23 protein-coding genes are annotated in these 24,764 nt (G+C 69.8%); 9 read left to right on the top strand and 14 right to left on the bottom strand.

Annotated elements, in window-relative coordinates:
* Positions 1-76: 76 nt before the first annotated feature.
* The 7 genes from AB0D48_RS22585 to AB0D48_RS22555 form a co-directional block, all read right to left on the bottom strand.
* The gene (locus AB0D48_RS22585) at positions 77-868 is read right to left on the bottom strand and encodes a DUF72 domain-containing protein (RefSeq protein WP_362399670.1); all 792 of its coding nucleotides are present in this window, start codon (positions 866-868) and stop codon (positions 77-79) included.
* Between the two features lie 220 nt (positions 869-1,088).
* On the bottom strand, positions 1,089-1,898 hold the full coding sequence (locus AB0D48_RS22580; protein WP_362399873.1) for a glycosyltransferase: 810 nt from the start codon (positions 1,896-1,898) through the stop codon (positions 1,089-1,091).
* 223 nt (positions 1,899-2,121) lie between these two features.
* Positions 2,122-2,874, bottom strand: a complete 753-nt coding sequence (locus tag AB0D48_RS22575) for an alpha/beta fold hydrolase (protein ID WP_362399667.1) — start codon at positions 2,872-2,874, stop codon at positions 2,122-2,124.
* Positions 2,875-2,919: 45 nt separating this feature from the next.
* The gene (gene asnB / locus AB0D48_RS22570; RefSeq protein ID WP_362399870.1) at positions 2,920-4,695 is read right to left on the bottom strand and encodes an asparagine synthase (glutamine-hydrolyzing); all 1,776 of its coding nucleotides are present in this window, start codon (positions 4,693-4,695) and stop codon (positions 2,920-2,922) included.
* A gap of 5 nt (positions 4,696-4,700) precedes the next feature.
* The gene (locus AB0D48_RS22565; RefSeq protein ID WP_362399663.1) at positions 4,701-6,413 is read right to left on the bottom strand and encodes a non-ribosomal peptide synthetase; all 1,713 of its coding nucleotides are present in this window, start codon (positions 6,411-6,413) and stop codon (positions 4,701-4,703) included.
* Between the two features lie 51 nt (positions 6,414-6,464).
* Positions 6,465-7,301 (bottom strand): fumarylacetoacetate hydrolase family protein, encoded by an 837-nt coding sequence (locus AB0D48_RS22560; protein WP_362399660.1) that lies wholly within the window; start codon positions 7,299-7,301, stop codon positions 6,465-6,467.
* A gap of 27 nt (positions 7,302-7,328) precedes the next feature.
* A complete protein-coding gene (locus tag AB0D48_RS22555; RefSeq protein WP_362399657.1) occupies positions 7,329-8,369 on the bottom strand; it encodes a hypothetical protein in 1,041 nt (346 codons plus the stop codon).
* Between the two features lie 866 nt (positions 8,370-9,235).
* On the opposite strand from AB0D48_RS22555, the gene AB0D48_RS22550 reads away from it, so the two are divergent.
* From AB0D48_RS22550 to AB0D48_RS22510, 9 genes are all read left to right on the top strand, one after another.
* A complete protein-coding gene (locus AB0D48_RS22550; protein WP_362399655.1) occupies positions 9,236-10,657 on the top strand; it encodes a PqqD family protein in 1,422 nt (473 codons plus the stop codon).
* Positions 10,658-10,784: 127 nt separating this feature from the next.
* The gene (locus tag AB0D48_RS22545; RefSeq protein ID WP_362399652.1) at positions 10,785-11,222 is read left to right on the top strand and encodes a DUF2000 domain-containing protein; all 438 of its coding nucleotides are present in this window, start codon (positions 10,785-10,787) and stop codon (positions 11,220-11,222) included.
* Positions 11,219-12,181 (top strand): DMT family transporter, encoded by a 963-nt coding sequence (locus tag AB0D48_RS22540; protein WP_362399649.1) that lies wholly within the window; start codon positions 11,219-11,221, stop codon positions 12,179-12,181. Before AB0D48_RS22545 ends, AB0D48_RS22540 begins: the two co-directional genes overlap by 4 nt.
* 148 nt (positions 12,182-12,329) lie before the next feature.
* Entirely contained in the window at positions 12,330-13,103 is a 774-nt protein-coding gene (locus tag AB0D48_RS22535; RefSeq protein WP_362399646.1) for an SDR family oxidoreductase, read from the top strand.
* 245 nt (positions 13,104-13,348) lie between these two features.
* On the top strand, positions 13,349-14,128 hold the full coding sequence (locus AB0D48_RS22530) for an AfsR/SARP family transcriptional regulator (protein WP_362399643.1): 780 nt from the start codon (positions 13,349-13,351) through the stop codon (positions 14,126-14,128).
* A gap of 19 nt (positions 14,129-14,147) precedes the next feature.
* Positions 14,148-15,527, top strand: a complete 1,380-nt coding sequence (locus AB0D48_RS22525; RefSeq protein WP_362399640.1) for a condensation domain-containing protein — start codon at positions 14,148-14,150, stop codon at positions 15,525-15,527.
* Positions 15,528-15,537: 10 nt separating this feature from the next.
* Positions 15,538-15,795, top strand: coding sequence for an acyl carrier protein (locus AB0D48_RS22520; RefSeq protein ID WP_362399638.1), 258 nt, complete (start codon positions 15,538-15,540; stop codon positions 15,793-15,795).
* Positions 15,792-16,943, top strand: coding sequence for an acyl-CoA dehydrogenase family protein (locus AB0D48_RS22515; protein WP_362399635.1), 1,152 nt, complete (start codon positions 15,792-15,794; stop codon positions 16,941-16,943). The genes AB0D48_RS22520 and AB0D48_RS22515 overlap by 4 nt, the downstream gene beginning before the upstream one ends.
* A complete protein-coding gene (locus tag AB0D48_RS22510) occupies positions 16,940-17,773 on the top strand; it encodes a hypothetical protein (protein WP_362399632.1) in 834 nt (277 codons plus the stop codon). Before AB0D48_RS22515 ends, AB0D48_RS22510 begins: the two co-directional genes overlap by 4 nt.
* Before the next feature lie 61 nt (positions 17,774-17,834).
* Here the strand turns inward: AB0D48_RS22510 and AB0D48_RS22505 are convergent, their stop codons facing one another.
* Genes AB0D48_RS22505 through AB0D48_RS22475 form a run of 7 tightly spaced genes read right to left on the bottom strand, consistent with a single transcriptional unit; the run spans position 17,835 to position 24,446 of the window.
* Positions 17,835-18,437 (bottom strand): class I SAM-dependent methyltransferase, encoded by a 603-nt coding sequence (locus AB0D48_RS22505; protein WP_362399629.1) that lies wholly within the window; start codon positions 18,435-18,437, stop codon positions 17,835-17,837.
* Complete coding sequence (locus AB0D48_RS22500) at positions 18,434-19,621, bottom strand: cytochrome P450 (RefSeq protein ID WP_362399626.1); 1,188 nt, start codon at positions 19,619-19,621, stop codon at positions 18,434-18,436. The genes AB0D48_RS22505 and AB0D48_RS22500 overlap by 4 nt, the downstream gene beginning before the upstream one ends.
* Positions 19,621-20,325 carry an RraA family protein gene (locus AB0D48_RS22495; protein ID WP_362399623.1) on the bottom strand — a complete coding sequence of 235 codons (705 nt, stop codon included), beginning with the start codon at positions 20,323-20,325 and terminating at the stop codon, positions 19,621-19,623. The genes AB0D48_RS22500 and AB0D48_RS22495 overlap by 1 nt, the downstream gene beginning before the upstream one ends.
* Entirely contained in the window at positions 20,322-20,633 is a 312-nt protein-coding gene (locus AB0D48_RS22490; protein WP_362399621.1) for a hypothetical protein, read from the bottom strand. Before AB0D48_RS22490 ends, AB0D48_RS22495 begins: the two co-directional genes overlap by 4 nt.
* Positions 20,634-20,680: 47 nt before the next feature.
* Complete coding sequence (locus AB0D48_RS22485) at positions 20,681-21,853, bottom strand: aminotransferase class III-fold pyridoxal phosphate-dependent enzyme (RefSeq protein ID WP_362399618.1); 1,173 nt, start codon at positions 21,851-21,853, stop codon at positions 20,681-20,683.
* Positions 21,850-23,514 (bottom strand): AMP-binding protein, encoded by a 1,665-nt coding sequence (locus tag AB0D48_RS22480; protein ID WP_362399616.1) that lies wholly within the window; start codon positions 23,512-23,514, stop codon positions 21,850-21,852. The genes AB0D48_RS22485 and AB0D48_RS22480 overlap by 4 nt, the downstream gene beginning before the upstream one ends.
* On the bottom strand, positions 23,511-24,446 hold the full coding sequence (locus tag AB0D48_RS22475; RefSeq protein WP_362399613.1) for a 3-oxoacyl-[acyl-carrier-protein] synthase III C-terminal domain-containing protein: 936 nt from the start codon (positions 24,444-24,446) through the stop codon (positions 23,511-23,513). The genes AB0D48_RS22480 and AB0D48_RS22475 overlap by 4 nt, the downstream gene beginning before the upstream one ends.
* Positions 24,447-24,764: the final 318 nt, after the last annotated feature.

The following is a 24,764-nucleotide window of genomic DNA, read 5'->3' as shown; positions in this document are numbered from 1 at the left end:
GCGCGGCGTACCACGGTGACGCGGAGCACCACCGGTTTCGTCGGAGCGTTCCACGGTTCCGGCGGCTCGTTCCCGCTCAAGGCGGCCACGTAGACCGATCCGCCGGGGACGGAGGCGTACGGCTCACCGTCCTGCCCAGTGCGGCCGCCGTCCGGGCGAATTTCACGGCATCGACGACGGCCGCACCACCGAGGTCGTTGTTGAAGTACACGTACACGTCTGCCTCGTCCGGCCACCCGTCGGCGATGCGTCCGGCCCAGGACCTCAACGCCTGCCGGCCGTAACGCGGCGGCGGCTCGGCCGTGCCGCCGTGGAAGCGGACGTACCCCCATGACGCGGTACGCCACAACGGAGTCACCGGGCGGGACCCCCTGTCCGCCCAGCACAGCGCACTGCCGTGCCGCTCCAGCACCGCCCGGACCTCCCGCTCCGCCTCCCACCACGACGCGTGGCGGAATTCGACGGCCACCCGCACCGTGTCGGGAAAGCAGCTGAGGCACGCGTCCAGCGCCCCGACGTCCTCCCGGAAGTTCGGCGGCAACTGCACCAGGACGGGCCCCATCCGGTCGCCGAGGCCCGCGGCGTGTTCCATCAGCCGGTGCACCGGCTCCCCGGGGTCGTGCAGCCGCTTCAGATGGGTCAGGTAGCGGCTGGCCTTGACCGCCATGACGAACCCCTCGGGCGTCCGATCCCGCCACGATCCGAAGACCTCCGTCGTCGGAAGCCGGTAGAAGGCGTTGTTGTTCTCGACGGTGGCGAACTGCCGGGCGTACTCCTCCAGCCACAGCCGCTGCGGCTGCTCGGGCGGGTAGAGAACGCCCCGCCAGTCCTTGTACTGCCACCCCGAGGTTCCGACAAGCATGGGCACGCCCGATCCCTGCCCGCCGGGGCGGGCGCCCTCGCCGGCCTGCCGGTCGATTCCCCCGTCCAGTGGTAGGCCGGCTCAGCGGGAGGATGACCGAGAAGCCCGCCGGGAGCGGGCGCCCCGGGCCGCCCGGGGACCCGCATGAAGTCCGGGGGACGGATTCGCCGAACCGGGAGATGTTTCGGCTTCGTCCAGGTTTTGGGGCGCGGCCGTCCTGGTGCGGTCAGAGGGGAGCGCCGCTCCGGGCCCGGGGTTCCAGGGCGGGACCGATGAGGAGGTCGGCGGCCGGCCAGGAGACGTGGGCCGCCTGGCTGTGCCGCGGGGTCACCAAGGCGCGGAGGCTGCGGCCGAAGTTCCAGGCATGGATGCGGGCCTTCGCCTCCAAAGCCTGGTAGGCGGCTCCTTGGGCGGTCATCTGACCCGGGTGTTTGCGGTACCGGTAGACCGGCCGGGGCAGGAGGATGCCGGGAGCGAGGCCGGTGATGCCCAGGGCCGATACGTAGTCCTCGCCCTGGACGAGCCCGCCCATGGGGGCAGCGCGCACGAGGTCGGTGCGGGCCAGGATCGTGGTGGGGCCGATCGGGATGGTGTCCGAGGGACTCTTCCAGTACGTCCAGACGTCCCCCGCCTCATGCCGGCCGGGTGGGGTGGGGCACCTCCACAGGGTGGTCGAACCGTCCGGGTGGAGGTCCTCGCTGTATCCGGCCACCCAGCCGACCCCGGTGTTCTTCAGCTCCGTCAGCCGTGTGCTGAGACTGTCCTCGGTGAGTTCGTCGTCATCGTCGGCCCAGTTCATCAGCGGGGTGCGCACCTCGTTGAGCGCGAGATTGCGGGCGCAGGCGGCGCCGACCGGGCGGGGCAGGGCGAGGGTGCGTACGCGGGGGTCCTCGGCCAGCGACGCGGGCAGGCGGGCGGGGTCGGCCCCGTCGATCGCGATCACGGCCTCCCACGGCACGTTCTGCCGCCGCAGGCTGGCATGCATGGCGTCGAGGTAGCCGAGCCGGTCCTCGCGCAGCTGCGTGGCGATGACGATCGTGATCTCGGGACGGGCATGCGGGGACAGCGGATTCTCCAGAGGAAGGTGGGCCTGGGCTGACGGATTCCGGCCGGACTGCGGGCGCGGGCCGTTCGCCCGTCACCGGTTCGAGAAGGGGGTACCCGCGCAGTTGGCGCGGTGGCGCACCGGGCTCGTTCCGCCGAGCCCGCCGCGCGCTCCGGCCGCCTCCCCTGCTTCCGGGAGGACGAGGCGGCCGGACTCAGAGGCCTTCCGCAGTCGACATGGCGCTCCCGAGCGGTCCGGACGAGGCCTGAGGTGCGGCGGCGCACACGTCGACGAGCCACGATGTGAACTCGGGTGAGCGCAGCACGTCCGAATGACCGCCCGGGAACACCCGGTGCACACAAGCGGCGGAGGTGGTACCGGCCCATCGGCCGATTCCGCTGGTGGACGTCAGCGGATCCGCCTCTCCACGGGCGGCGAAAACAGGGCAGCGCACCTCGGCGTACCCCGATGCCCTTGCCGTGAAGTCCTTGAGCAGACGGAGATCCTGCATGGCGGTTTCGAGCACGATGTCCCTCCACTCGTCGGATGCCTCGCCCGGGATGAGACCGGGGTCGATTTCGTTGAAGAAGGCGGCGGTACCCGACGGGCTTCGGGTGGCTGACTCGGGCACGGTGAGCAGCTCCGGTGCGGTGGCACCGACGACCACCAGGGCTGACACCCCTGCCCCCATCTCCTCCAGCCTCGCTGCCGTGGCGCGTGCCACGTAGGCGCCGAAGCTGTGCCCGACGAGAACGGATCCGGCCACCTGCCGGCGCGTCACCTGGGCGACGCACGACTGCACGATCTCCTCGAACGATCCCGCGGGTTTGCCGACATCCTTGCCGAAGCGCCCCGGGTACCGGGCGAGCCATGCGGCTGGACCCACATCGCGCAGCAGCGGCAGTAGTTCGCCGCCAAATGATCCGGCGCCAGGGAAGACAACGACGCCAGGACGTTCGTGAGGCACTGGCCCCTCCAATCTCGGGACACGGGCAAACCCGTGTCTCAGGAATCAGAACCGGAGATCCAGCTCGTCCATCACCACGGCGATGCTGATGGCGCTGAGTCTGGAATCCCATTTCTCCGCCCGGCCCTCACGGGGGGCCGTGTCGAGGCAGCCGCTGGTGAAGACGCCGCTCGCCGTCACGAGGTCGCGCCAGTCGTCCCAGGTCCGCCTATCCGTGACCGACCGCAGGTCGTATGCGGTGAACCCGTGCTTCCCGCGGCGAAGAACGGATTCGGGAACGATCCCTTCGTAGGCCGACTTGAGGCACGACTTCCCTTCGAAGTCGACCACCTTGGCGCTGTCGTCGATCTGCAGGGCGAGGGAGACGACCGAATGCGAGAGGAATGGATAGCGGCCCTCGATCGAGCTTCCCATGAGCATGGAGTCGCCGTGATCACCGAGGAGGTGACCTGACATCTGGACGTAGACGTCGGCGACGGACCGCAGCTGCATCTGCGAGAGGGACTTCACCTCGTCGTCGGAGAACGGGATGAGCCTCGTCCGCCAGAACTCGTTGCCCGCGAGCGCCTCACGTGCATCCGCAGTGAGGTACTCCTCCCGTCGCCTGTCCACGTTCCGCCAGTTGACCTCCCAGCTGAAATCCGCCCTCCCCCATGACCGTTCGTTCTCCGCACGGGAGGCACGTACGGACCTGGTCACGCTGTCGAAGGCATAGGAGTCGTAGCCGAAGAACAGCTCATCCGCCCCCTCACCGGAGACAACTCCCTTGACCCCGGCGGAACGCGCGGCGTCCGCCAGCATCATGGCCGCCACGTTGTAGGTCTCGCGCTGCGGATAGCAGCAGTGCCTGACCATCTCCTCGAATTTCGAGGCGATGTCGCTCTGGCTGCACAGGACCTGTTCGTGCTTGCTCCCGACGGCGGCCGCCACCTCGCGCTGGAAGCGTCCCTCGTCCAGCGCCGGGTCGTCGAACACCGCTGAGAACGTCCGGACCGGGCGGTCGAGGAGGGCGGCTGCTTCCATCAGGATCGCGGTGGAGTCGAATCCGCCGCTCAGATAGGCCCCGATCTCCACGTCGGCATGCAGACGGTCGAGTGTCGACTGCTTCAGACCCTCCCGGAGCGCCTCTCCCGAGACGGGCTGCGAGGCCGGCGAGAACTCTCCGTAGCGCCAGTAGCGCACGGTCTCCTGGTGGTCCGCGCCGAACCGGACGGCGCAGCCCGGCGGGACGGCCCGCACTCCCTCGACGAGAGTGCGCGGCGCGACGATGTTCCCCAGCGCGAAGTACTGGTCGACGGCACCGATGTCGACCTTCCAGGACTGGGCGACGCACTGGACCAGCGGTTTGATCTCCGAGCAGAAGTGCACGTCCGAGCCGGTCACCGTGTAGTACAACGGGCAGATCCCGAACCGGTCCCGAGCCAGGGTCAGCGTGTTCTCGGCGCGGTCGAAGACGACGGTGGCGAACTGCCCGTCCACCAGGCTCAGCCCCTGGATCCCGAACTGAGCGACGATTTCGGGGATGACGGCTACGTCGACGCCGTTGGCCTGCCGGCCGGAACCCACCTTTTCGCGAAGGGCCTTGAGGTTGAACACCTCACCGTTCGTCATGGCGACGTAGCGGCCGCTGCGGTCCTCCGCGGGCTGCCAGCCGTCGGTCAGACCGTTCATGCCGAGGCGGCCGAGCTTCGCCGAGACCGTCTCGGTGTTCAGCGAGTAGGTCTCGTCGGGGCCGCGATGGACCAGCCGGGTGTGCATGGCAGCGGAGACGCTGCGATCGATCCGACCGTCCGGGGAAAAAGTCCCGCACACGCCACACATCGTGCTCAAACACTCCGATCGCGTAGTTCATCGGCGAGAGCCCTCAGGTTCTCGGCGCGGAGTACGTCCCGCACCCCGGCGTCCATCCAGCCGAGCTTCTTGAGCCTGCTGACAAGCACCACGGTGGAGGCCGAATCGCCACCGAGGTCGTAGAAGTTGTCGTCGAGGCCGGGGTCGCTCACTCCGGTGAGGTGGCGGACCAGCTCGAGGATCTGCTCCTCCGGTGCCACTGCCCCGCCCGCCTCGGGTGCGGCTTTCCGGCTGGCGCTGAGGGCGTCGCGGTCGACCTTGCCGTTCGGCGTGTAGGGCAGTGCGGCGACCTGCTTGATCACCGAGGGGACCTTGTAGGAGTCGAGGACCGACTCGAGGTGGGAGCGCATCGCCCGCGGGGTCACGGCGCCCTGGTAGTAGCAGACGAGGGCGTCGGCGCCGGAGTGGTCCGCACCGTCGTGCGACTCGGCGGTCACCACCGCCTCCATCACCGAGTCGAGCCGGCATGCCGCCGCCTCGATCTCACCCGGGTCGAGGCGGTAACCGCGTACCTTCAGCTGCCGGTCCAGCCGTTCGACGAAGAAGACCTCTCCGCCGCGGAGTTCGACCACGTCCCCCGTCCGGTAGCGCCGGTTCGCATCCTCGTCGAGGAAGGGCTGCAGACCGTGCGCGGTGAGGTAGCCGATCGCGACGCTCTCCCCGGTGATGACGAGTTCGCCGCGGACCACGGACGAACCGGTGAGCTCCTCCCCGTCCGGAGCCGGCAGGGGGACGATCTCGTAACCGCAGTCACCCACCACCTCGCCGAGCGGCACGGACTCGGTGCAGTGAGCCGGGTCCAGGGGGCCACTGAGGAAGTTGCAGACCGTGGTTTCCGTGGTTCCGTACGCGTTGTGGAACGCCGCTGCGGACGACCACTTCTGGACCACCGCCTGACGGCACGACCCACCGCCGTTGATCACGTGCTTCAGGCTCATCGCCGGTGTGGGCTCGGTGGCGGTCAACGCGAACGGGGTGGTCTTCAGGTGGGTGATGCGGAAGTTCTCCAGCGTCCTCTGAAGGACCGTTCCGGGGCTGAGCTGCGCCTCTCCCAGGACCACCAGGCATGCGCCCGCGGTCAGGGTCCACAGGATCTCCGTGATGCATCCGTCGAAGGTCAGCCGGGCGAACTGCAGCGTGCGGCACCGCGCATCCAACCCCAGGGACCGCACGTGGTCCTGGACCATCGCGGCCAGCGGGCCGGTGCGCACCACGACGCACTTGGGTTCGCCCGTCGATCCCGACGTGTGGATCGCATAGCCGATCGTGCCGTGGTGGGCCGCTAGTCCCTCAGGTGCCGGGAGGGGTTCGGCTCCCGCATCACCCCGCCACTCGGCGGGCGTCGAGGTGAGGGCGGGGGCGTCGCAGGACGTCGCGCTCCTGGCGACCGTGTTGACACCGAGCCGGGACACCTTGGTCCTGTTCGACGACTCGCTGTCGCGCGGGTCGATGAACACGAACGGACGCCCGGCCCGAAGCGCGCCCACCATGGCGACGATGGAGCCGGAGGTCCGTACGGCCTCGATCCCGATGAACTCACCGGGCACGGTCTCCGCGTCGAGCCGCGAGGTGAAGTCACGGACCTGCTCACCGAACTCCCGGTAGGTGATCACCCCGTCCGGAGTTTCGATCGCTCCGCCTTCAGGATTCTCCTGAACGGCACGCTCGATCGCATCCACTACTGACATCTGCTGTACGGTCAACTGCTCAGGCCTTTACGCTCGTCATTGGGATTCTGGTCACCTCACGGTGTGAGTGAGGGTGCCCACGCCCTCGACCACGGACTGGATCGAGTCCCCGGGGCTGATCACGGCGGCTCCCGGAGTTCCCGTGCAGATGACGGTTCCAGGGGTGAGGGTTCGGCCGGCCGTGAAGTATTCGACCAGATATCCCAGGTCGTACTTCATGTCGGACACCAGCGCGGAGGAGACGACTTCGCCGTTGCGGATGGTCGACACGCGAATCGAGGCGAGGGCCGAGTCGTCGAACTCGTCCAGCGACACGAACTGCGGACCGACGCTGCAGAAGGTGTCGAATCCCTTGGCCCAGGGAATGTAGCGGGGGTTCTCGCGGATGACGTCTTCGGCGGTCATGTCGAGGACGGCCGTGACGCCTGCGACGACCGACCGCCATTCTTCACGCCGTACGTTCTTGCACTCCGTGCCGATGATCAGCCCGAGTTCCGCTTCGGCGGTCACCCGCTTGCTCTGGGAGGGAAGTTCGATGTCCTGGCCATTGCCGATGAGGCAATTGCCAGGCCTCAAGTAGGACCCGGGTCCGGACGTGGGCTGCTGGGCGTTCAGATCGGCGGAGTGGCCTTTGTAGTTCAGGCCTGCCCCCCAGATGTCACCGTCGTCGACAATGGTCGCGGCGCCGTCGAGCCGGATGTCGGCCGGTTCGGTCGGCGGCAGAGAACGGAGCAGGGCGCCGAGCTCCCTCCTCCGCGCCTCGTCCAGCAGGTCGGTGATGCGGGTCGGAGCTTCGTACCCGTCTATTCCGGAGAGCGGAATCCAGCCCCCGGCATGACTCGCGAAGATGTGGTGTCCCTGTTCGGTGTCGAACCTTGCCAGTCTCACAGCGTTTTGCTCCCCGTTGCGTGTTGGTTAGACGGTGCTCTCGACACCTGCGGAGCGCTGGGCGATCCGCTGCGCCGCGGCGCGAATGTCGTTCTTTCCCGCGCTCGCGGGTGCCAGCTCGACGGCGGCCTCCATCACGGAAGCCGCGTCCACGGTGAGTTCGGCGCACAGTTCTTCGACGAGCGGGAAGAATCCGGAGTGAATCCCGATCACGCCGCCGAGCACCTGCATGGTCCGGTTCTCCGGGATGACGTCCATGCTGCTGCGGCAGAACTCCGCGAGCTTGCCCAGCGTCTTGTAGTCGTAGACGTCGCCGCCGGTGAGGCTGAGGATGCCGGCCAGCGATTCGGTCTCCGCGTTTCCGGCGCCCCGGCCGATGCCGTTGAGCGTGCCGTCGACGATCGTGGCGCCCGCCTCGACCGCGGCGATGGTGTTCGCGTTCGCCATACCGAGGTTGTCGTGGCCGTGGAAACCGACGACGGGGAAGGACTGCTTCGCGACGGTCACGTAGCGGCGTACGTCGCTGGGGAGCATCGAGCCGTACGAGTCCACGACGTACAGCCCGGCGATGTCCGGCGTCACCCCTTCCAGCAGGGCGGGCAGCTGCTCGGCGGGTGTGGCACTGGTCTTCATGAGGTTGAGGTAGACCTCGCCGCAGATCTCGGTGGCGCGCTCGATGTAGTCGAGGTGTTCGGAGACCCGTTCTGCCTCGATGCCGATGCGGACGAACGACATTCCCCGGTCGCAGAGTTCGGCGAGGGTCGTGAGCCGGCTGAATTCCGGCTGCGCGAACATTCCCCACGAGGAGGCCGTCAGTTCCGCACGTGCGATCTCGCACCAGCGTTCGAGGTCGATGTTGCACGGCGTGATGCCGGCCCGCTCCGCCTCGAAACCGAGACCGTGACCGATCTCGATCTTCCGGATGGGCGTCTCGTTCAGCCGGCCGAGGAGCTCGATCACGAACTTCTCTTCGAGTTGGAAGTCGACCGCGTAGGAACCGTCACGCAGTGTCGCGTCAAGAAGTTCGGTCGTCGGCGGCTCGAAGATCGGGGCGTGTGCTGCAGGCATGTCCATCCTCACAGGCTCGGCGGTTTGCGGGTAGGTCCGGTCAGCTTTTCGCGGAAGTCGCGCCGGCGTAGATCTCTGCCGGCGCAAGCCACGGTGATCACATGACGGCAATGACGGCACCGTGGAGTGGGCGGAAGAATCGCCCCCGGTACGCATCGATGTCGGAACGCCGGATCGACCGGGCTCGTACGTTCAACGGAAACACCGGCACCGGCCGGGATTTTCCGGAGCGGCAGGCGTAGTCGCCTCGCGGAAGAGCCGCGGACGTTTCCTGGAGAGGCCGGCGTCGTCGGTAGTCGATGCGGCCTGGATTACCTAACACCTGATTTCGTCGAGGATCAACGATCGAAGCGTGACAATCCGGCCGGTTGGCGGGATGTGGGCCGTGCGGGTGGCTGGTTTCGAGCGGTGTGTCAGCTCCATATCAGGAACTCCCAGAGGCGTGTCAGCTCCGTATCAGGAACTCGATCGGCCCGCGCCGGGCCGCCCGACTGCTAGTGTCGATCTTGGCCTGGACACGACTCACACTCTGTGTTTGGCTTGCCCGGCGAAGAGTTGGCCCCTCGATCGGGCCGCTCGGCACTTCACCCCGCTGCACCGTTCGACAGGCTGGATCCTGCCGACTCGCACGCTGACGGATACCGAGAACCGACCGGATGATTCCGGACAGGGCGCCAATCTGCCGACCCACACGGGTCCTTTCAGGATTGGTGCCGGTCGGTGCGTTCGTTCACGACACCAGACCTCCACGAACAGAACTTCGACGACTGAAGCCGGCTGCGCCGTTAACGAAGAAGCAGCCAGGAAGGATTCCGATGCGCACGACAATGCTGGATGATTTGCGGAGGGCTCTACCGGAGCAGGATGTGCCGGCGGTCGAAGAGTGCGCCACGAAGCTGTACAACGCCTTGCCGCGGCAGGACGATCTCGGGCAGAACACGGTGATGGTCGCCTACGGCGGCGGCAAGGACAGTGCCTATGCGGTGGCCTTCGTGCGTGCGGTCCATCTGACGCTCGCCGAACGGCACGGCGAGACCTTCCGGTTGCGCGTGGTGACCATGCGCCACGGAGGAATGCCCTACCAGGTGATGCTCAACATCGACCGCACGTACCGTGCCCTGGGGCTCTACGACGACCCGGACGCGGAGCTGCTGCTCCTGGAGGGTGACCAGGTCCGGCCCTTCGCCCGGGACCGCGCCATGCCGCACCGGCTCATCGAGTTCAATCGCGTCGACATGCTCATGGGCGGACACCGCACCTACGGCGACGGCCGGGCGACCTTCTGCAACGCCTGCAACCTGAACGTGGCCAACTCCTTCGGCGTGGCTGCCCGCCACGGTGGGGGAGTGGACCTCATCATCACCGGCGACTCCCCGCAGGAGCAGCGCGACTACGCCCTGTGGATCCGCCAGCTGGCGCGCGGGGCCGGCCAGAAGCCCGCTGACGGCAGGAAGGGTTTCAAGGGCACGCTGGAGACGCTCGACGGGCTGGCCAAGGCCTACTTCGAGGAGATCCACGGACCGGAGAACGGGGAGCGGGTCAAGGACCGGGGGGTGACCTCGGACATCTCCGACACGCTGGCCTTCTTCTCGATCTACGACTACACGAGCTACGCCTCAGGGGCGCACTGGAGCCTGCTGACGGACTTCCTGGACTTCGTCTTCGACGAGATCGCCTTCAACTTCACCGAGTCGGACTGCGCGAACCCCGCGCTCATGGCCCACTTGCGCGGACTGAGGACCGAGCACGTCTACAAGCGCTCCTACCGGGAGGGCATCGCCCAGTACGTGGACTTCGCACTGGAGCTGATGCGCCGCAAGCACTTCCCGGAGCACCTCGTCGAGGAGATGGAGGACCGCTACCGCACCGACGTCGGCGTCAAGTCGATGCGCGAGGCGGCGACCGAGTACGGCGAGGTGGCCTTCGGGCTGGACACCACGCAGCTGGTCTGCATGGTGTACTCGCCCTTCGCCGGACGGGCGGCGAACCTGCACGAGTACCTCGCCGGAGAGCAGCCCGACCTGCTGCCGGAGGAGGACCGCATCCGAGCACTGCTCGCCGGGGCGGAGGACCAGGCGCTCGCCGCCCGCCTGGAGCGGATCAGCGGACTGAGCGTGACCGATCTGCGGGCTCTCCACGACGGCGCACTGTGGTCGCCGTTCCAGGACATGTCCGCTCAGCCGGGACTCCTCGCGAAGGTCATGGTCAGCGACCCGCACCAGAAGGTCATCACGGCGAAGCGCAACCCCGAGGGCGAAGAGGTCCTCGACAGGGTCTCCGGCCGCTAGCCCGTCCCCCTCGGATCGTGTCCTGCCGGTGCGCGGCCGGCCCGGTTCCCGGTCCGTCCCCGCACCGAGGGGCGCAGTACACCGTTCGACGTCAGCGTGATCATGTGACCAAGTAGGGTCCCCAGCTATGGAATTTGAACAGCACGAGACTCCGGCGCCGCCCAAGACCAAGATCGTGGTCGTCCTGCGTGACGACCTCGAGAGCTGGCAGGCCGTGAACGTGACGGCGTTCCTGGTCAGCGGCCTTCCGACCGCGGACCCCGACATCATCGGGGAGGAGTACCTCGACGCGGACGGGGTCGCCTACCTCCCCATGTTCCGCCAGCCCGTTCTGGTGCTCAGGGCGACCGACGAGGTGCTCACCGCCGCGCACGGCCGCGCGGTCGCGCGCGGCATGCCGCTCTCGGTCTTCACCTCGGACCTGTTCGCGACGGGCAACGACCACGACAACCGTGCGGCGGTGCGCGCGGTGGGGACGGCGAAGCTCGACCTCGTGGGCATCGCGCTCCACGGCGGGAAGAACCAGGTCGACAAGGTGGTCAAGGGCGCGGTGATGTACCGGTGACGAGCGATGTGTCCAGCCCTGCGGCGGCGGCGCGGTCAACGGCCGTTCCGTACCTGAACCTCCTCGTCACCATGATCATGTTCGGCAGCGCCTTCGCCAGCTCCAAGGTGGTCGTGGGGGAGATGCCGCACGAGGTCGCGGCGGCCCTCCGGTTCGGCGGCGGCGGACTGCTGCTGATCCTCCTCGCCGTGGTGCTCCGGGGGCGCTCGCGTCCGATCGGGCGTGCCGCGGCGGTACGCGCGGGGCTGGCCGGTCTGCTGGGCGTCCTGGCCTACAACGTCTTCTTCTTCTGGGGGCTGTCCCTGGCCCCTTCGCTCGACGGCGGCGTCATCGTGCCCGTACTGAGCCCCATCCTGACCACCGCCACGCTGATCCTGCTGGGCCGGGAGACGGCTGCCTGGCCGCGGGTCGCCGGTCTGGCGGTCGGCGCGCTCGGCGCGCTGGTGTTCTTCCTGGGGATCAGCGGGGAGGCGGCCGGGTCCACCCGGCTGGTCGGCGACCTCGTCTTCGTGGCGGGGGCCGGCTGCTGGGCTGCCTACAGCATCCTGTCGAAGTCGATCCTGTCGGGAGTGGACCCGTTGCGGGCCACGGCCTGGGGAACGGGCGTCGGCGGGCTCGGACTCATCGTGCTCGCCGTCCCGGCGGCCGGTGACGTGTCGTGGCAGTCGGTCTCGGGCCTGGCGTGGGCGAACGTCGTGTTCCTCGCCGTCGGGCCGACCACGATCGCCTACCTGTTCTACTACCGCGGACTGCGCAGTGTGAGCGCGTCCACGGCCACCACCATGATGTTCACCGTTCCGGTTTTCGGTTCCTTCTTCTCGACCGTGTTCCTGGGCGAGTCGTTCACGAGCGTGCAGCTCGTCGGCACGCTGATCATGCTGGGCGGGGCGCTCTTCGCCGTCCTCGGAGCCAGTCCGCTCCGTCGACGCACCGCCCCGGATTCCGTGCACGCCGGCTAGGGGCCGGTCAGGGGCGCGGTCGAGGAGCCCGCCTGCCGGCGCGACAGCCGGTCGGTCCTACAGGAGGTTGCTTGATGATGTGCTGTCACGATCGGCCGCTCCTTCCGCCCGCGGTCGCACCGGCCGCCCGCCGGCCGGAGGTGCGCTGATGGATCTCGGCATTGCCGGACGCACGGCTCTGGTCTGCTCCTCCACGGGAGGGCTCGGTGAAGCGGTCGCCCGGCTGCTGGCCGCGGAAGGAGCCGACACGGTGGTCTGCGGCCGACGGGGGGAGCGGGCGAAGGAGATCGCCGCTGACCTGCCCAGCGCTGTCGGCGTCGAGGTCGACCTCCTCACCGAGGAGGGGCCGGACGAGCTGCTCCGGGCCACGGTCGCGGCATTCGGGCCCCCCGACATCCTCGTGCTCAACGGCCCCGGTCCCCGGCCGGCTCCGGCGACCGGCGTCGGCATCGCCGACCTCGACGCCGCACTCGACGCCACGGTACGCCGGCACGTCCAGCTGGTCTCGCTGGCCCTGCCCGCCATGCGAGCGCGGGGCTGGGGCCGGATCCTGGCTGTCGGCTCCAGCGGGATCGCCGCTCCGCTGCCGAACCTCGCCCTGTCGAACCTCGGCCGCGCCGCACTGGCCGGCTATCTCAAGACGCTGGCCGCAGAGGTCGCCGCGGACGGAGTGACCGTCAACCTCCTGCTGCCCGGCCGCATCGAGACCGGCCGCACCGCACAGGTCGACGCCGCGAACGCGGCCCGCTCCGGCCGTACCGTCGCGGAGGTGGAGCAGGCATCGGTCGCCACGATCCCGGCCCGGCGCTACGGGCGCCCCGCGGAGTTCGCCGCGGTCGCCGCGTTCCTCTGCAGCGCGCAGGCCTCGTACATCACGGGGACCGCCGTGCGGTGCGACGGCGGGCTCGTACGCAGCCTTTAGCCGGGGCGTCGGAGACGGTCTCCGGGCTTTTCCGACGCCTGTGAGCGGCGGCCGGGGTTTCCTGTGCGTGTCAGGCTGACGTGCGATCAACACCATTTGTCTAGAAGTCAGTTGATGGTTTAGACCAAATGATGAGATGGCCGTTGACTGCGCCCATGGGTTGCATGTGAGCATGATCAGCGCATTGGCCGTCGCATGACTACCGCATTGGCGGCACATGGGCGGCAGGAACGGGGGATTCTGCCATGCGCGTGTCTTTGTTGGGGCCTGTGGCCATTCAATCGACTCAGGGAACGTTCGCGGTCAGGGGAGAACGGCTCTGCACTTTGCTCGCCGTTCTCGCGAGTGCTTCTCCTTCCATCGTTTCCAGCTCCACGCTGGTGGGGGAGATCTGGCCCCGACGCAGTCCCGAAAAGGCCGACAACGCCCTCTACGCCCTGATGTCCAGGCTGCGCAGGGACCTCGACTCCACTTGCGGATCCGGGTTCGCCAACGCCCGCGTGGTCACCGGCCGGCCGGGGTACGGACTGCGTCTGGGCGAGAACGAGGTCGACTCGCACCTCTTCGACCGGCTGTGCACCGAGGCCCGGGCGGTGTCCGGGGAAGGGGCGCTGGGGCTCTACGAGCGCGCCCTCTCCCTGTGGCGCGGGCCCGCCTTGGGCGGAGTGTCGGACAGTGCCTGGCTCCGCGGGGTTCGTGCCCGGCTGGAAGAGGGCCGGCTGGCTGCCACCAGCGAGAAGATCAACATCCAGCTCGTCCTCGGCCACCACATACACGTCATGTGTGAGTTGCAGGAGCTGACCGCGCTGTATCCGGTGCATGAGGACTTCTCCCGCCAGCTCATGATCGCGCTCTATCGGGCGGGCCGGCAGACGGAAGCCCTGACGGAATACGCCCGCATCAGACGGGCCTTGCGCGAGGGGCAGGGTGTCGAGCCGTCCCCGTTGCTGAAGGAATGCCTGGCCGCCGTACTTCGCCACGACATTCCGTCCGCCGAGCCGCTGCTTCCCGCTTCGGCGGCGTGACGGGCCCAGCTCAGAACAGGTGAATGCGTTGACATATTTTCCGCTCTCGCCGGAACAAGAGAGCATGCTTTTTCTCGAAGGCCTTTTCGGGCCGGGAATCTTCCACAACATGCGTGTCACGGTGGCCGTGCCCGAGGGCGTGGGCGTCGGCGCCGTGCGTGACGCCGTGACCCGCTTCCAGCAGCGCCAGGACGCGCTGCGCACCCACCTCTGCGGACGCTCGCCGTTCGTGCAGACGGTGACCGCCGAGACGGCCGACCTGGTCGTCATCACGGCCGGGCCCGGCGAGGACCACGTGGCGCTCCTCGAGCGACGGCGGGCGGCGCTGCTCAACACCGAGCAGCGCCGCGGTGAGGCCGGTCGGACCCGCTTCGAACTCGTCCAGGACTCGCGGGGGTGCAACCGCCATCTCACTGTCGCGCTCGACCACTTCACGTGCGACGGCAACTCGGCGGCGATCGTCGCCGCCGACCTGACCCGTCTCCTCGAGGGACGAGGGGACCTCGAGCCGCTTCCCAAGGGCTTCCCGGACCTGTGCCGCGACCGGACCACCAGGGCGGGAGCGCAGCGCGAGAGGGAACTGCGGGGCTGGACCGCGGCCATGGAGAAGGTCGAGCCGCTCACCGGGCTCATGCCGCACTGCTCCGCCGACGCCTCCGGCGTCCATGGAGACGCGCCCCTGATGCGCAGTCAAGTCGACAGCACCTTCGTCGGGCCGGAACTGTACGCCCTGGTGGCGGCGGTGAGCGAGACCCACGAATCCACCCCGTTCGCCCTGATGTCCGCCCTCACTGCGCTCGCGATCTGGCGCCGCAGCGGCCGCAACCGCTTCGTCCTCTTCAGTCCCGTCTCCACCCGCCGCGACGCCGCCTCGGAGGTCGCCGTCGGCCTCTTCGCCCACGACCGGCCCGTCGTCTGCCACGTGGACCCCGAACAGCCTCTGTCCGCCTTCATGAAGGCGATGATGGCCGGCACCTGGCGAGGTTTCCGGGGCGCACTGCTGAGCGTCCCGGAACTGGCCCGGGAGATACCGGAGTTCGGCCGGACCCTGCTCGACGACGGAGTGGAGTACATCCAGCTGCACGTCTGGATGGAGGACGCCGACGACGCCCACGCCGCCGATCCGGTGGAGCGGCGCATGGTGACCGAACACGGCGCGTTCGCACCCTCGCACGATCTGACCGTCACCACCTGGCGGTTCGGCTTCTCGCCGCGCAGGACGACGCTCCGTTCGTATTTCGGAGGGCCGGCCGGAGGCCTGGAGGTTTCCGAGGAGATCGGCCACGAAGTGCTGGCCCTGCTGCGGGCCGCCGCCGGAGCCGACGACGGCCCGGTCGGCCGCCTCGCCGAGTCGACGCTCGGCCCGGCGACCGCATCCCCAAACCGCCCCGAACACTGAGGTGAGGCACATGGAAGAGGAAATCAGGCAGGTCATCTCCGAGGTGCCCAAGCTCCGCGAGATCGTGCCGCAGCTGGCAGCCGACGGAGACCTGTGGGACGCGGGCATGGATTCCATGACAAGCGTGCAGATGATGCTGCGGCTGGAGGACCACTACGCGGTGGAGTTCCCCGACGGGTCCCTGACCCGGGAGACCTTCGCCAGCATAAGAAGTCTCGGCGCGGTGCTCGGCCCGCTCCTCGAAGGACGGAAGGCCACCACCGGATGACCTCGCCCACGGGGGAACACCTCCCCCCTGACATCGAACAGGCCGTGCGTGCAGCGGCCGAAGAGGCCGCCGCGTCCGCAGCCGACGTCGACCGCGAGGCCCGGCTTCCCGCCGAGGCACTCAAAGTGATACGCGACACCGGCCTGCTGACCGCCGTGGCCCCCGTCGAGCTGGGCGGGGCCGGCCTCGGCCCGGCCGCCCTCGTGACCGTCGCCGAGCGGCTCGCCCGCGGCTGCGGGGCCACCGCGATGATCTGGGCCATGCACCAGGCGCAGCTGGCCTGCCTGGTGCGCCACCACCCGGAAGCCCCGATGACGCGGAGCGCCGTCACCGACCGCTGGCTGATCGCCTCGGTGACCAGCGAGCGCGGAGTGGGCGGAGACCTGCGCAGCAGCCGGGCGGGCGTCACCGACGGGGGCGAGCGCACCCGTACGCTGGAGAAGGAGGGCACGACCGTCTCGTACGGGGCGCACGCGGACGCCTACCTGATCACCGCCCGCAAGGACGCGGACGTCGGCGCGAGCGGCCAGGTGGCCGTACTGGCCACCCGCGAGCAGACCGAGATGACACGGACCGGCGAGTGGGACACCCTCGGCATGCGCGGCACCTGCAGTCCCGCATTCAGCCTGCGGGCCACCTTCGACGAGTCACAGATCCTCCCGGTCCCCTTCGGGGAGATCGCGGCCCGCACCATGGTGCCGCTGTCCCATCTGCTGTGGGCCGGCGTCTGGAGCGGGCTCGCCGCCGAGGCGGTCCACCGGGCGGTGTCGTACGTACGCGAGAAGGCCCGGTCGGGGTCGTCCGCGCAGGTGCCCGCCCTCGCCGCGGCGCACACGAAGCTCACCGGGATACGGGGCCAGGTGGACGCGGCGGTACGGGCCACCGAGCCCGTGTTCCAAGCCGGCCGGGAGCCGACGCTGGGCCTGGGCATCGAGCTCAACGCCCTCAAGGTCGGTGTCTCGGAGAACGCCGTCGAGACGGCCAGACTCGCCCTTCAGGTCTGCGGCATGGCCGGCTTCGCCGAGCACGGTCCGTACTCCATCGCGCGGATCCTGCGCGACACCTACTCCGCGCCGCTGATGATCGGCAACGGTCGGCTGCTGGCGGCCAACGCCCAGACACTGCTGCTGGCCAGGGGGGAACGATGACCACGGGGACCACCGCGTCGGTACCGACGACCACGCACGGGGCCGAAGCGCCCGGGGTGGCCCTCACCCCGCGACGGGACGGCCACGTCCTGGACGGGCTGCGCGCCGGCCTCGCCACGCTGTTCGGCGCGGAGACCGAGGAGCACTACGGCGCCCCGCCGGTGATTGCCCGCACCACCCTGGACCTCGCGGGCTACCCCCAGTCGTTCCCCCAGCTGCTCGGCACCGTGCACGGCAACCCGGACGGCGGCGTGCCCGGTCCGACGGACCTGGCCCTCACCTCGGCGGCCTGCCATCACCTCTACCCGCTGGTCGCCGGAGAGAAGATCACGGGCGAGCGCTCCCTGAGCGTGGAGGCGTCCTGCTACCGGGGCGAGGCCACCTCGGAGACGGGGCGGCTCCGCTCCTTCCGGATGTACGAGGTCGTACGGTTCGGGGCGCCCGACGCCGTCGAACGGTGGCGGGACGAGGTCCTGGAGCTGGCCGACGGCTGGCTGGGCGGGCTGGGCATGGCCACCCGGGTGATCGCCGCCAGTGACCCCTTCTTCGGCCGCCCGGGCCGCCTGGTGGCAGCCGTGCAGCGGGCCGAGGAGCTCAAGTGGGAGGTGACCGCCGAGCTCGCCGACGGGCTCGTGCAGTCGATCGCCTCGGCCAACTGGCACAAGGAGCACTTCGGAGAGGCCTTCGGCTTCAGGCTGGCAGACGGGTCCGTCGGCCACAGCGCCTGCCTCGCCTTCGGCCTGGACCGCATCGTGATCGCGCTGCGCCACCGGCACGGCGACGACCTCGAGTCCTGGCCGCGGCCCGTCCGCAGGGCGCTGGGCCTCTGACACAGCGGGGGCCCGGCCTGTGACAGGCCGGGCCCCGCTGCGTGACGGTGTCGTACGCGCCTCAGATCCTGGCGGCGACGATCAGGCCCGAAGACCAGTCGAGGCGGGTCGCCCTGAGCCGCCCGTCGGACATCAGGCGCTCCGCCAGGGCCTCGGCCCGCGGACCGTGGCCCTCGGGCCAGGAGGGCTGGGGCAGCAGGTCGTCCACCACGTAGAGCGCTCCCGGGGCGAGCAGCTCCAGGGTCTCGTCGAGCCTTTCGAACTTCCCGGCCCAGGTGTCGGCGAAGACCAGGTCGAACCGTTCGCCGTCGAGCCGCTCGATCAGCGCACCGGCGTCGCCATGGACGAACCGCACCCGTGCGTCGTGCCCCAGGTGCTGTCGGGCCACCTCGACCAGGGAGTCTTCGCTCTCGACCGTCAACAGGGTGCTGTCGGCGGCCATGCCGTCGAGCAACCAGGCGGTGGACATGCCGGCTCCCGTGCCGAGTTCGAGGATCCGGCCTCCGGGCCGGGCCGCCGCGAGCGTGCGCAGCAGCGATCCCGTACGCGGATCGCAGGACATCTCGAAACCGAGCCGGGCGCAGGACCGGGCGAGCGATTCCAGTACGCCGGCAGGCGATCGCGCCGGGTCCGCGGGCCGTCCGGCCGCTGCTTCCACGCTCACCGGGTGCTCCTCAGCAGTACGGGCAGGCTGCGCGGCCTGCGGAACGTGACGCCTTCCACCGGCGGAACGGCGCCGTCCGGGGAGGTCAAGGCCGCCGTGCGCGCCAGCAGTTCGTCCACAGCGTATTCGATCTCGGCGGCCGCCAGCCGGTTTCCCGGGCAGGAGTGCCGGCCGCGGCCGAAGGTGAGCTCCGAGCGTTCGGAGCGGCCCGCCACGAACCGGTCGGCTTCCGCGAAGACGGACTCGTCCCGGTTGGCGGAGGCCAGGTTCAGCTGCACCGCCGCTCCGGCCGGGATGGCGACCCCGCCGAGGTCCGTGTCCTGGCGGGCGTAGCGCAGGGTGAAGTGCATGGGGGGCTGCCAGCGCAGCACCTCGCGGACGAAGTCCGGGACACTCACCCGCCCTTCGCGCAGATCGTCCTGGACGCCGTCGACAGTGAGCAGGCAGACCACCGTGTTGGCCAGTGAGCAGACGGTCGTCTCGGTGCCCGCGCTGAGCAGCAGGGTGGCGGTCCGGACGATCTCCGCCTCGGACAGGTCCAGGCCGCCGGCCTGTGCGCAGCGCTCGAGGAGCCCGCCGCGCCCGAGGCCCTTGCGGAGCACTTCGGCGGTGTGCGCCTCCAGCGCGTCGCGGGCATCGGCGGCCGGGCCCAGCGGGGCGGTGGTCCGGTCCAGACAGTCGACGAGCGGGCGCAGCCGGTCGGCGAGCCAGTACCGGTCGGCGGGGTCGAGGCCGGTGAGGGCCACCGCCACCCGCAGCGGCAGCTCGGTGGCGAAGTCCTCCACGAAGTCGCCCGTGCCCCGTGCCACCATCCTCGCGGCGAGTTCCGCCGCGGTGGGTCTGACGACCCGCTCGATCAGTGTCCGGACGGCAGTGCCGGTCAGGTCGGCGTTCACGAAGGGCCGCAGCCGGGTGTGGTCGGGGCCGTCGGTGTCGAGCAGTGTCGGCCCCAGTGCCTGGCGGCTCCGCCGGAAGGGGTGTTCCACGGTGAAACGGGAACTGCGGAACACGGTGTCGGCGAGGGCGTGGCCGTGGACGAAGAAGCACCGGTGCACTTCCGACCAGCCGACCGGCTGGTGCGCGCGGAACCAGGCGTAGTACGCCCAAGGGTCCTGCGGATGCAGGGAGGCGTCGAAACCGGCGAGCCCCTCGACGCCTCCCGGCACCACGACGGCCGGCGTCATCAGACGTCCATGCGCAGGGGGCCGGTCCCCGCGACGTAGTCGTGGAGGCCGCAGACGTCGCTGAGCCTGTGACCGGCCCGCAGCGCCTCGCGCAGCTGCTCCTCCTGACCTTGCAGGAGCCCGGCCGCCGAGAAGACGGCCGACAGGTGCCGTGCGCGCACGAGTACGACGGCGTCCTCGTCACCGAAGATCCAGTCGCCGGCGCCGACCTGGACCGTCGCGTCGCCGCTCCCGGACCCGTCGACGACCGGGACCGTGATCTCCATGGGCAGCCGGGCGGACGGTACCAGCGCGGTCTTCGCCGAGATGATGTCGACCTCGGTCGAGTACACGGCGAGGCCGAGGCGCCGCAGATAGCCGACGTCCCGGACGGCGCCGTTGACCACCAGGCCGCCCAGCCGCTGGGCGACGGCCGCCGTGGCCAGGATGTCCCCGGCGAGCGCTTCGGAGCGCGGGGCGGTGTTGCTGACCAGCAGGACGTGCCCCGGCGGGGTGGCGTCGAGGCCCTGCAGGACCGGCAGCATGTCGTTGTCCGTGGCGACGGGGAAGGCGGGGCCCGCGAGGTGGGTGACCGGGGTCCGGCGCTCCAGCGGCCAGGCCACCACCTCGACGTACTTGGGTGCTGCGTCACGCAGCTGGGCACAGCCGAAGCCGGCGAAGTCCGCGCGGATCTCGGCGATCCGCTGCTCGTCGGGGACGCTCACGCCGCCACCTCCTGGTCCCCGGCGCGCGCCGCGCCGGCAGTGGAGGCCTGCGTGCCGGCGGACTGCCCGGCCACGTACGTGTCGTAGATGCGCTCCAGGGTGTGGAAGGTGCGCAGGGAATCGGCGGTGAGCTCGATCTCCCGCCCGACGAGCTCCTCCAGGTGTATCAGGACCTCCACCATCGCGAAGGAGTCCAGGAAGCCGAGGTCCCAGAGGTTGTCCGTGGGACCGGGCACCGGCAACTCGCGGGGCGCCCGGAGCGTTCGAAGGGTGTCGGAGAATCGGGCGTAGAACTCTTCACGCTGCATGTGTGCTGCTCCTGTGACAGAGGATCGGTGGCGGTCGGCGGTCTTCGTCAGACGGCCTGCTCCACCTCGTGTACGAGTACGTCGAGCGCGTCGGCCAATTGCTCGCGCGGGATGGTCAGCGGAGGTGCCACCCGGATCCGGTCGCCCGCCGCACCGCCGGTGAAGGGGAGGACGTGGCGGCGGACGCAACCGCGCACCACCTCCCGGGCCCGGGCGTGGCCGAACGACAGGGCCGGGCCCGTGGTGTGCACGTCGTGCACGGCCGGAATTTCCCCGAGGCGCTTGGCACACAGGGCCAGGGCCTCGCTCACCTCGCTGACCAGCTCGTCCAGGGAGCCCTGGTCGAGCCAGGCGGCGACCGCCATAGCCGCACGGAAGCCGAGCACCCCGGTCTGGAAGGTGTGGGCGAGCGCGAGGGCGGAGCCCGCACTCGCGTCGAACGCCTTCGGGTAGACCACGGCGGACAACGGGTAGAGCCCGTTGGTCATGGACTTGCTGAACAGGTGGATGTCCGCGTCGATGCCCAGGGCCCGGGTGGGGCTGAGGTGGCCGTGGCGGTAGTAGCCGGCCTGGATCTCATCCGCCACGACGACGACCCCGGCCCGCCGCGCCGCCGCGACGGTCGCCGTGAGCCACTCGGAGTCGATCGGCACGTAGCCGTTGGCGCCCTGCACCGGCTCGAAGACGAAACAGGAGACGTCCTCCCACCCGCTGAACTCCGCGCCCGGCCTCAGATGCGTCACCAGCGGGTCGACGGCTTCGGTGAACACGGTGTTCTGCAGCGCCAGTTCACGGTGCGTGCGGGTCGCGGCCAGGGCGTCGAGACCCAGGCCGTGGAAGGCCCCCTCCAGTGCGAGCACCTTGCCCGGCCGGACGCGCTGCGCGATGGCAAGCGCGCTGGACACGGCGAAGCTGCCGCCGACCTGGAAGAGCACCTGATGGCCGGGAAGCCCCAGGCGGTCCGTGAGCCAGTCGGCGAACGCCGCGGCCTCCGGCGGGTACACGCCGGCGGCGATGTCCGCGGTGAGGTCGAGGCTGGGAGTGATGAGGGGGTTGAGGTGGCCGAAGTTCACCGCGCCGTACGCGCTCATCAGGTCGGTGTACGAACCGGTGGCGCCATCGGAGTCGCGCAGGAGGATCGTGGCGTTGTCGGCGCTCTGCAGGGTGAGCCCGCGGCCCAGCACGGAGGATTCGTCGAGCGGGCTGATCCGGGTGGTCATGGAGATCCTTCGGTCGCTGGTCCGCTCCCGGCGTACCGCGCACGCAACTGCGATCGGTCGATCTTGCCGTTGGGCGTGGTGGGGAGCGGGGAGTCGGTGAAATGGAGGCTGCCGGGCACCATGTACGGCGGCAGCCAGGCGGCGCACCACCGGCGCAGCTCCGCCGTGTCGAGCGGAGCGGCGGGTGCGCGGGTGCCGGGAGCGTCGTGAGGGTCGCGAGGGCCGTCGGAGTCGGCCGCGGCCGGGCGGCGGGCGATCACGGCCAGCAGTCCGCCGGCCGCAGATGTGACGGCGGCCTGGGCGACCGCGGGGTGGTTGCCCAGCACCCGTTCCACCTCTTCCAGTTCGATGCGGTTGCCCCGCACCTTGACCTGGAGGTCGTCCCGGCCCTTGAAGTAGAGGTGTCCGTCCGCGCCGAGTTCGGCCCGGTCGCCGCTGCGGAACACCAACTCGCGGTCGTGGGGGCGCAGCGGGTTCGGCACCAGGGCACGGCCCGTCGCCGCGGGATCGCGCCAGTAGCCGGAGAAGAGGTTGTCGGCCCGCAGGTACAGCTCGCCCGTCACGCCCGTCTCGGTGACGGGTTCGCCGTCCGCGTCGAGCAGCAGCAGCTGCGCCCCCGGATGGCCCCAGCCCATCGGCAGGTTGTCGCTCTCCTCGGGCAGCGGGTGGGACAGGTCGAGGAAGGAGCAGGCCACGGACTCCGAGTGGCCGAAGCAGTTGATGATCCGCAGCTCGGGGAACGCCGCCCGCAGCGTTCGGAGTTCGGAAGCCGGAAAGCCCTCGCCGGCGAAGAACACCGTACGGAGCGAGGCGGCTCGGTGCAGCTCCCCCGGGACGTAGCGCAGGATGGAGGACCACAGCGAGGGCACGCCGTTCATCTGGGTCACGCCGGTGTCGCCGAGGTGGTCGAGCATCCGGCGCGGCTGGTGGAAGAGGGCGCGGTCCACGAGGACGAGCGTGGCGCCGGAGCCCAGGGCCAGGCCGTAGTCGAGCAGCGAGAAGTCGAACTGCAGGGGTGAGAAGCTGCCGACCCGTGCGTCGCCGTCGAGGGCGCAGTGTTCTGCCAGCGCCCGCCAGAAGGCCAGGACCGCCGTGTGGCTCATCATGATGCCCTTGGGCTCCCCGGTCGTCCCCGAGGTGAAGATGAGGTACGCGAGGTCGCGGCCGGTGGTCTCCAGGCGGACCGGGCCCCGCGGCACCTCGCGCGGCCCGGAGAACTCCAGCTCCCCACCGTGCACACGGGCCTTGGACCACGCGGTGGCGGAGCCGTCCCCGGGTGACTCCGGGCCGCTCCCGTCCTCGGCGATGATCAGGACGGCTTCGGTGCGATCGGCGAGGGACCGGAAGCGGGCCTCGGGGGTCTCGGGACCGACGGGAACGAACACCGCGCCCGTCATCGAGCAGGCGCACAGCAGAGCGAGCGCATCGGGGGACGGGTCGAGGCCGAGCACGATCCGGTCCCCGGGCTCGACCCCCCAGGCGGCGAGCTGCCCGGCGAGGGCGGCGGCGCGGGAGGCGAGTTCGGCGTAGCTGAGGGTCGACTCACGGCCGATCACGGCGGGCCGGTCGCCGAGGCGGGCGGCGTGCTGGAGCAGGAAGTGGTGCAGCAGCGTGGCGTGCCGCTGCTCGTACGGCAGCGGACCCGGAGCGGTGGGCGTCACCGGGCCTCCACCACGGAGACGCCCCACTGGTTGGGGCCGGAGGCGAGCAGCAGCATGCGTTCTCCTGGTTCGGCCGGGTTCAGTTCGAGTGAGTCCGCGAGATTGATCAGGTTGTCGGAGGCCAGCGCGTGGCCGAGCCGCGGAATGTTCGCCATGAACACCTGCTCGACGGAGAACCCGGTTATCTCCGCGAGCCCGCGGTTCACGCGGTTGTTGTAGTTGTTCGGCAGGACGCGGGAGATGTCCTGGGAGAGCGATCCGACTGCCGACAGGGCCCTCGCCGTCGTATGCGCGCATCCCTTGCCGAACACGGACATGTGACGCAGGAAGTTGACGGACGGGTCGATGTCCGCGAGGGCGGGATCGATGTGGAGTTCGGTGTGGAGCAGACGCAGCGAGCCGGGCAGCGGATCACGTGTCACGAGCACACTGCTCGCCGCGTCGCAGTGCACCGATATGCCCCCGCTCACAGAGCGGTCGCCGTCGGGCCCGAGGGCGTCCGCGCAGATCACGAGTACGTCGCCGGCGGCGCCGGCCGAGATCAGCGCCGTCGCCAGGTGCAGGGCGACGTGCAGATTGGCGCAGTACCCCAGGGAGACACCGAGCGGGAAGGCCTTCGCCAGGCCCAGGGCCCGCAGGAGCCGGCCGCTGCCCACCTCGTGGGTCGCGGCCCCGTCGTGGTGGCTGTTGGTTGCGTGGATCACGTGGGTGACCGCGTCCCGCCGGCCCGGACCGAGCGTTCCGAGCGTGCGCAGCGCCGAGGCGTGCGCGAGCTGGGAGGAGGTACGGGAAGTGGTCCGGAAGTCCGACACACCCACTTCGCGCAGCCCCTCCAGGACATCCGGGGGAAAAGAGGTGAGATCCGCCAGAGACTTTTCCTGTTCACCGAGTTCATAGGCGATTCCGGTGAGGAATACCGCAGTTCCCGTCATGACTTCCGTGCGCCCCCGTAAGCAATTGATCGACTTGCCCAGTGGAGCCCGTGACCCCTGGGGAAGTCCAGCGGTTTCCCGAGCCCGTGTGTCCGTGTGGACGGGCCGTCAGGGTCCTGTCAGAGGCGTATCAGGTTGGGGTCAGCATGTGTCCGGGAAGTTGCCTCGGGTCGTACTGGTCTCTGATCATGAGCTCGGCCGTAAGAGCTCGTAACACGATCATGATTCGGGTTTGTTGAGGCGTCGCCAGCAGATGAGGCTGCAGGCGAGGGAGACGAAGGCGTCGTGGAGTTCGGTGCGGCGTTCCCAGCGGACGGC

Origin of the sequence: Streptomyces sp. NPDC048269 (assembly GCF_040652395.1) — a bacterium.
Lineage (GTDB): Bacteria > Actinomycetota > Actinomycetes > Streptomycetales > Streptomycetaceae > Streptomyces.
Note: the sequence above shows the minus strand (reverse complement) of the source record. Positions and strands in the feature narration are given on the sequence as shown.

Coding starts and splice junctions, on each gene's coding strand:
- asnB (WP_362399870.1), bottom strand. CDS start 4,695: ATGTGTGGCGTGTGCGGGACTTTTTCCCCGGACGGTCGGATCGATCGC.
- AB0D48_RS22565 (WP_362399663.1), bottom strand. CDS start 6,413: ATGTCAGTAGTGGATGCGATCGAGCGTGCCGTTCAGGAGAATCCTGAA.
- AB0D48_RS22555 (WP_362399657.1), bottom strand. CDS start 8,369: ATGCCTGCAGCACACGCCCCGATCTTCGAGCCGCCGACGACCGAACTT.
- AB0D48_RS22545 (WP_362399652.1), top strand. CDS start 10,785: ATGGAATTTGAACAGCACGAGACTCCGGCGCCGCCCAAGACCAAGATC.
- AB0D48_RS22535 (WP_362399646.1), top strand. CDS start 12,330: ATGGATCTCGGCATTGCCGGACGCACGGCTCTGGTCTGCTCCTCCACG.
- AB0D48_RS22530 (WP_362399643.1), top strand. CDS start 13,349: ATGCGCGTGTCTTTGTTGGGGCCTGTGGCCATTCAATCGACTCAGGGA.
- AB0D48_RS22520 (WP_362399638.1), top strand. CDS start 15,538: ATGGAAGAGGAAATCAGGCAGGTCATCTCCGAGGTGCCCAAGCTCCGC.
- AB0D48_RS22515 (WP_362399635.1), top strand. CDS start 15,792: ATGACCTCGCCCACGGGGGAACACCTCCCCCCTGACATCGAACAGGCC.
- AB0D48_RS22510 (WP_362399632.1), top strand. CDS start 16,940: ATGACCACGGGGACCACCGCGTCGGTACCGACGACCACGCACGGGGCC.
- AB0D48_RS22500 (WP_362399626.1), bottom strand. CDS start 19,621: ATGACGCCGGCCGTCGTGGTGCCGGGAGGCGTCGAGGGGCTCGCCGGT.
- AB0D48_RS22490 (WP_362399621.1), bottom strand. CDS start 20,633: ATGCAGCGTGAAGAGTTCTACGCCCGATTCTCCGACACCCTTCGAACG.
- AB0D48_RS22485 (WP_362399618.1), bottom strand. CDS start 21,853: ATGACCACCCGGATCAGCCCGCTCGACGAATCCTCCGTGCTGGGCCGC.
- AB0D48_RS22475 (WP_362399613.1), bottom strand. CDS start 24,446: ATGACGGGAACTGCGGTATTCCTCACCGGAATCGCCTATGAACTCGGT.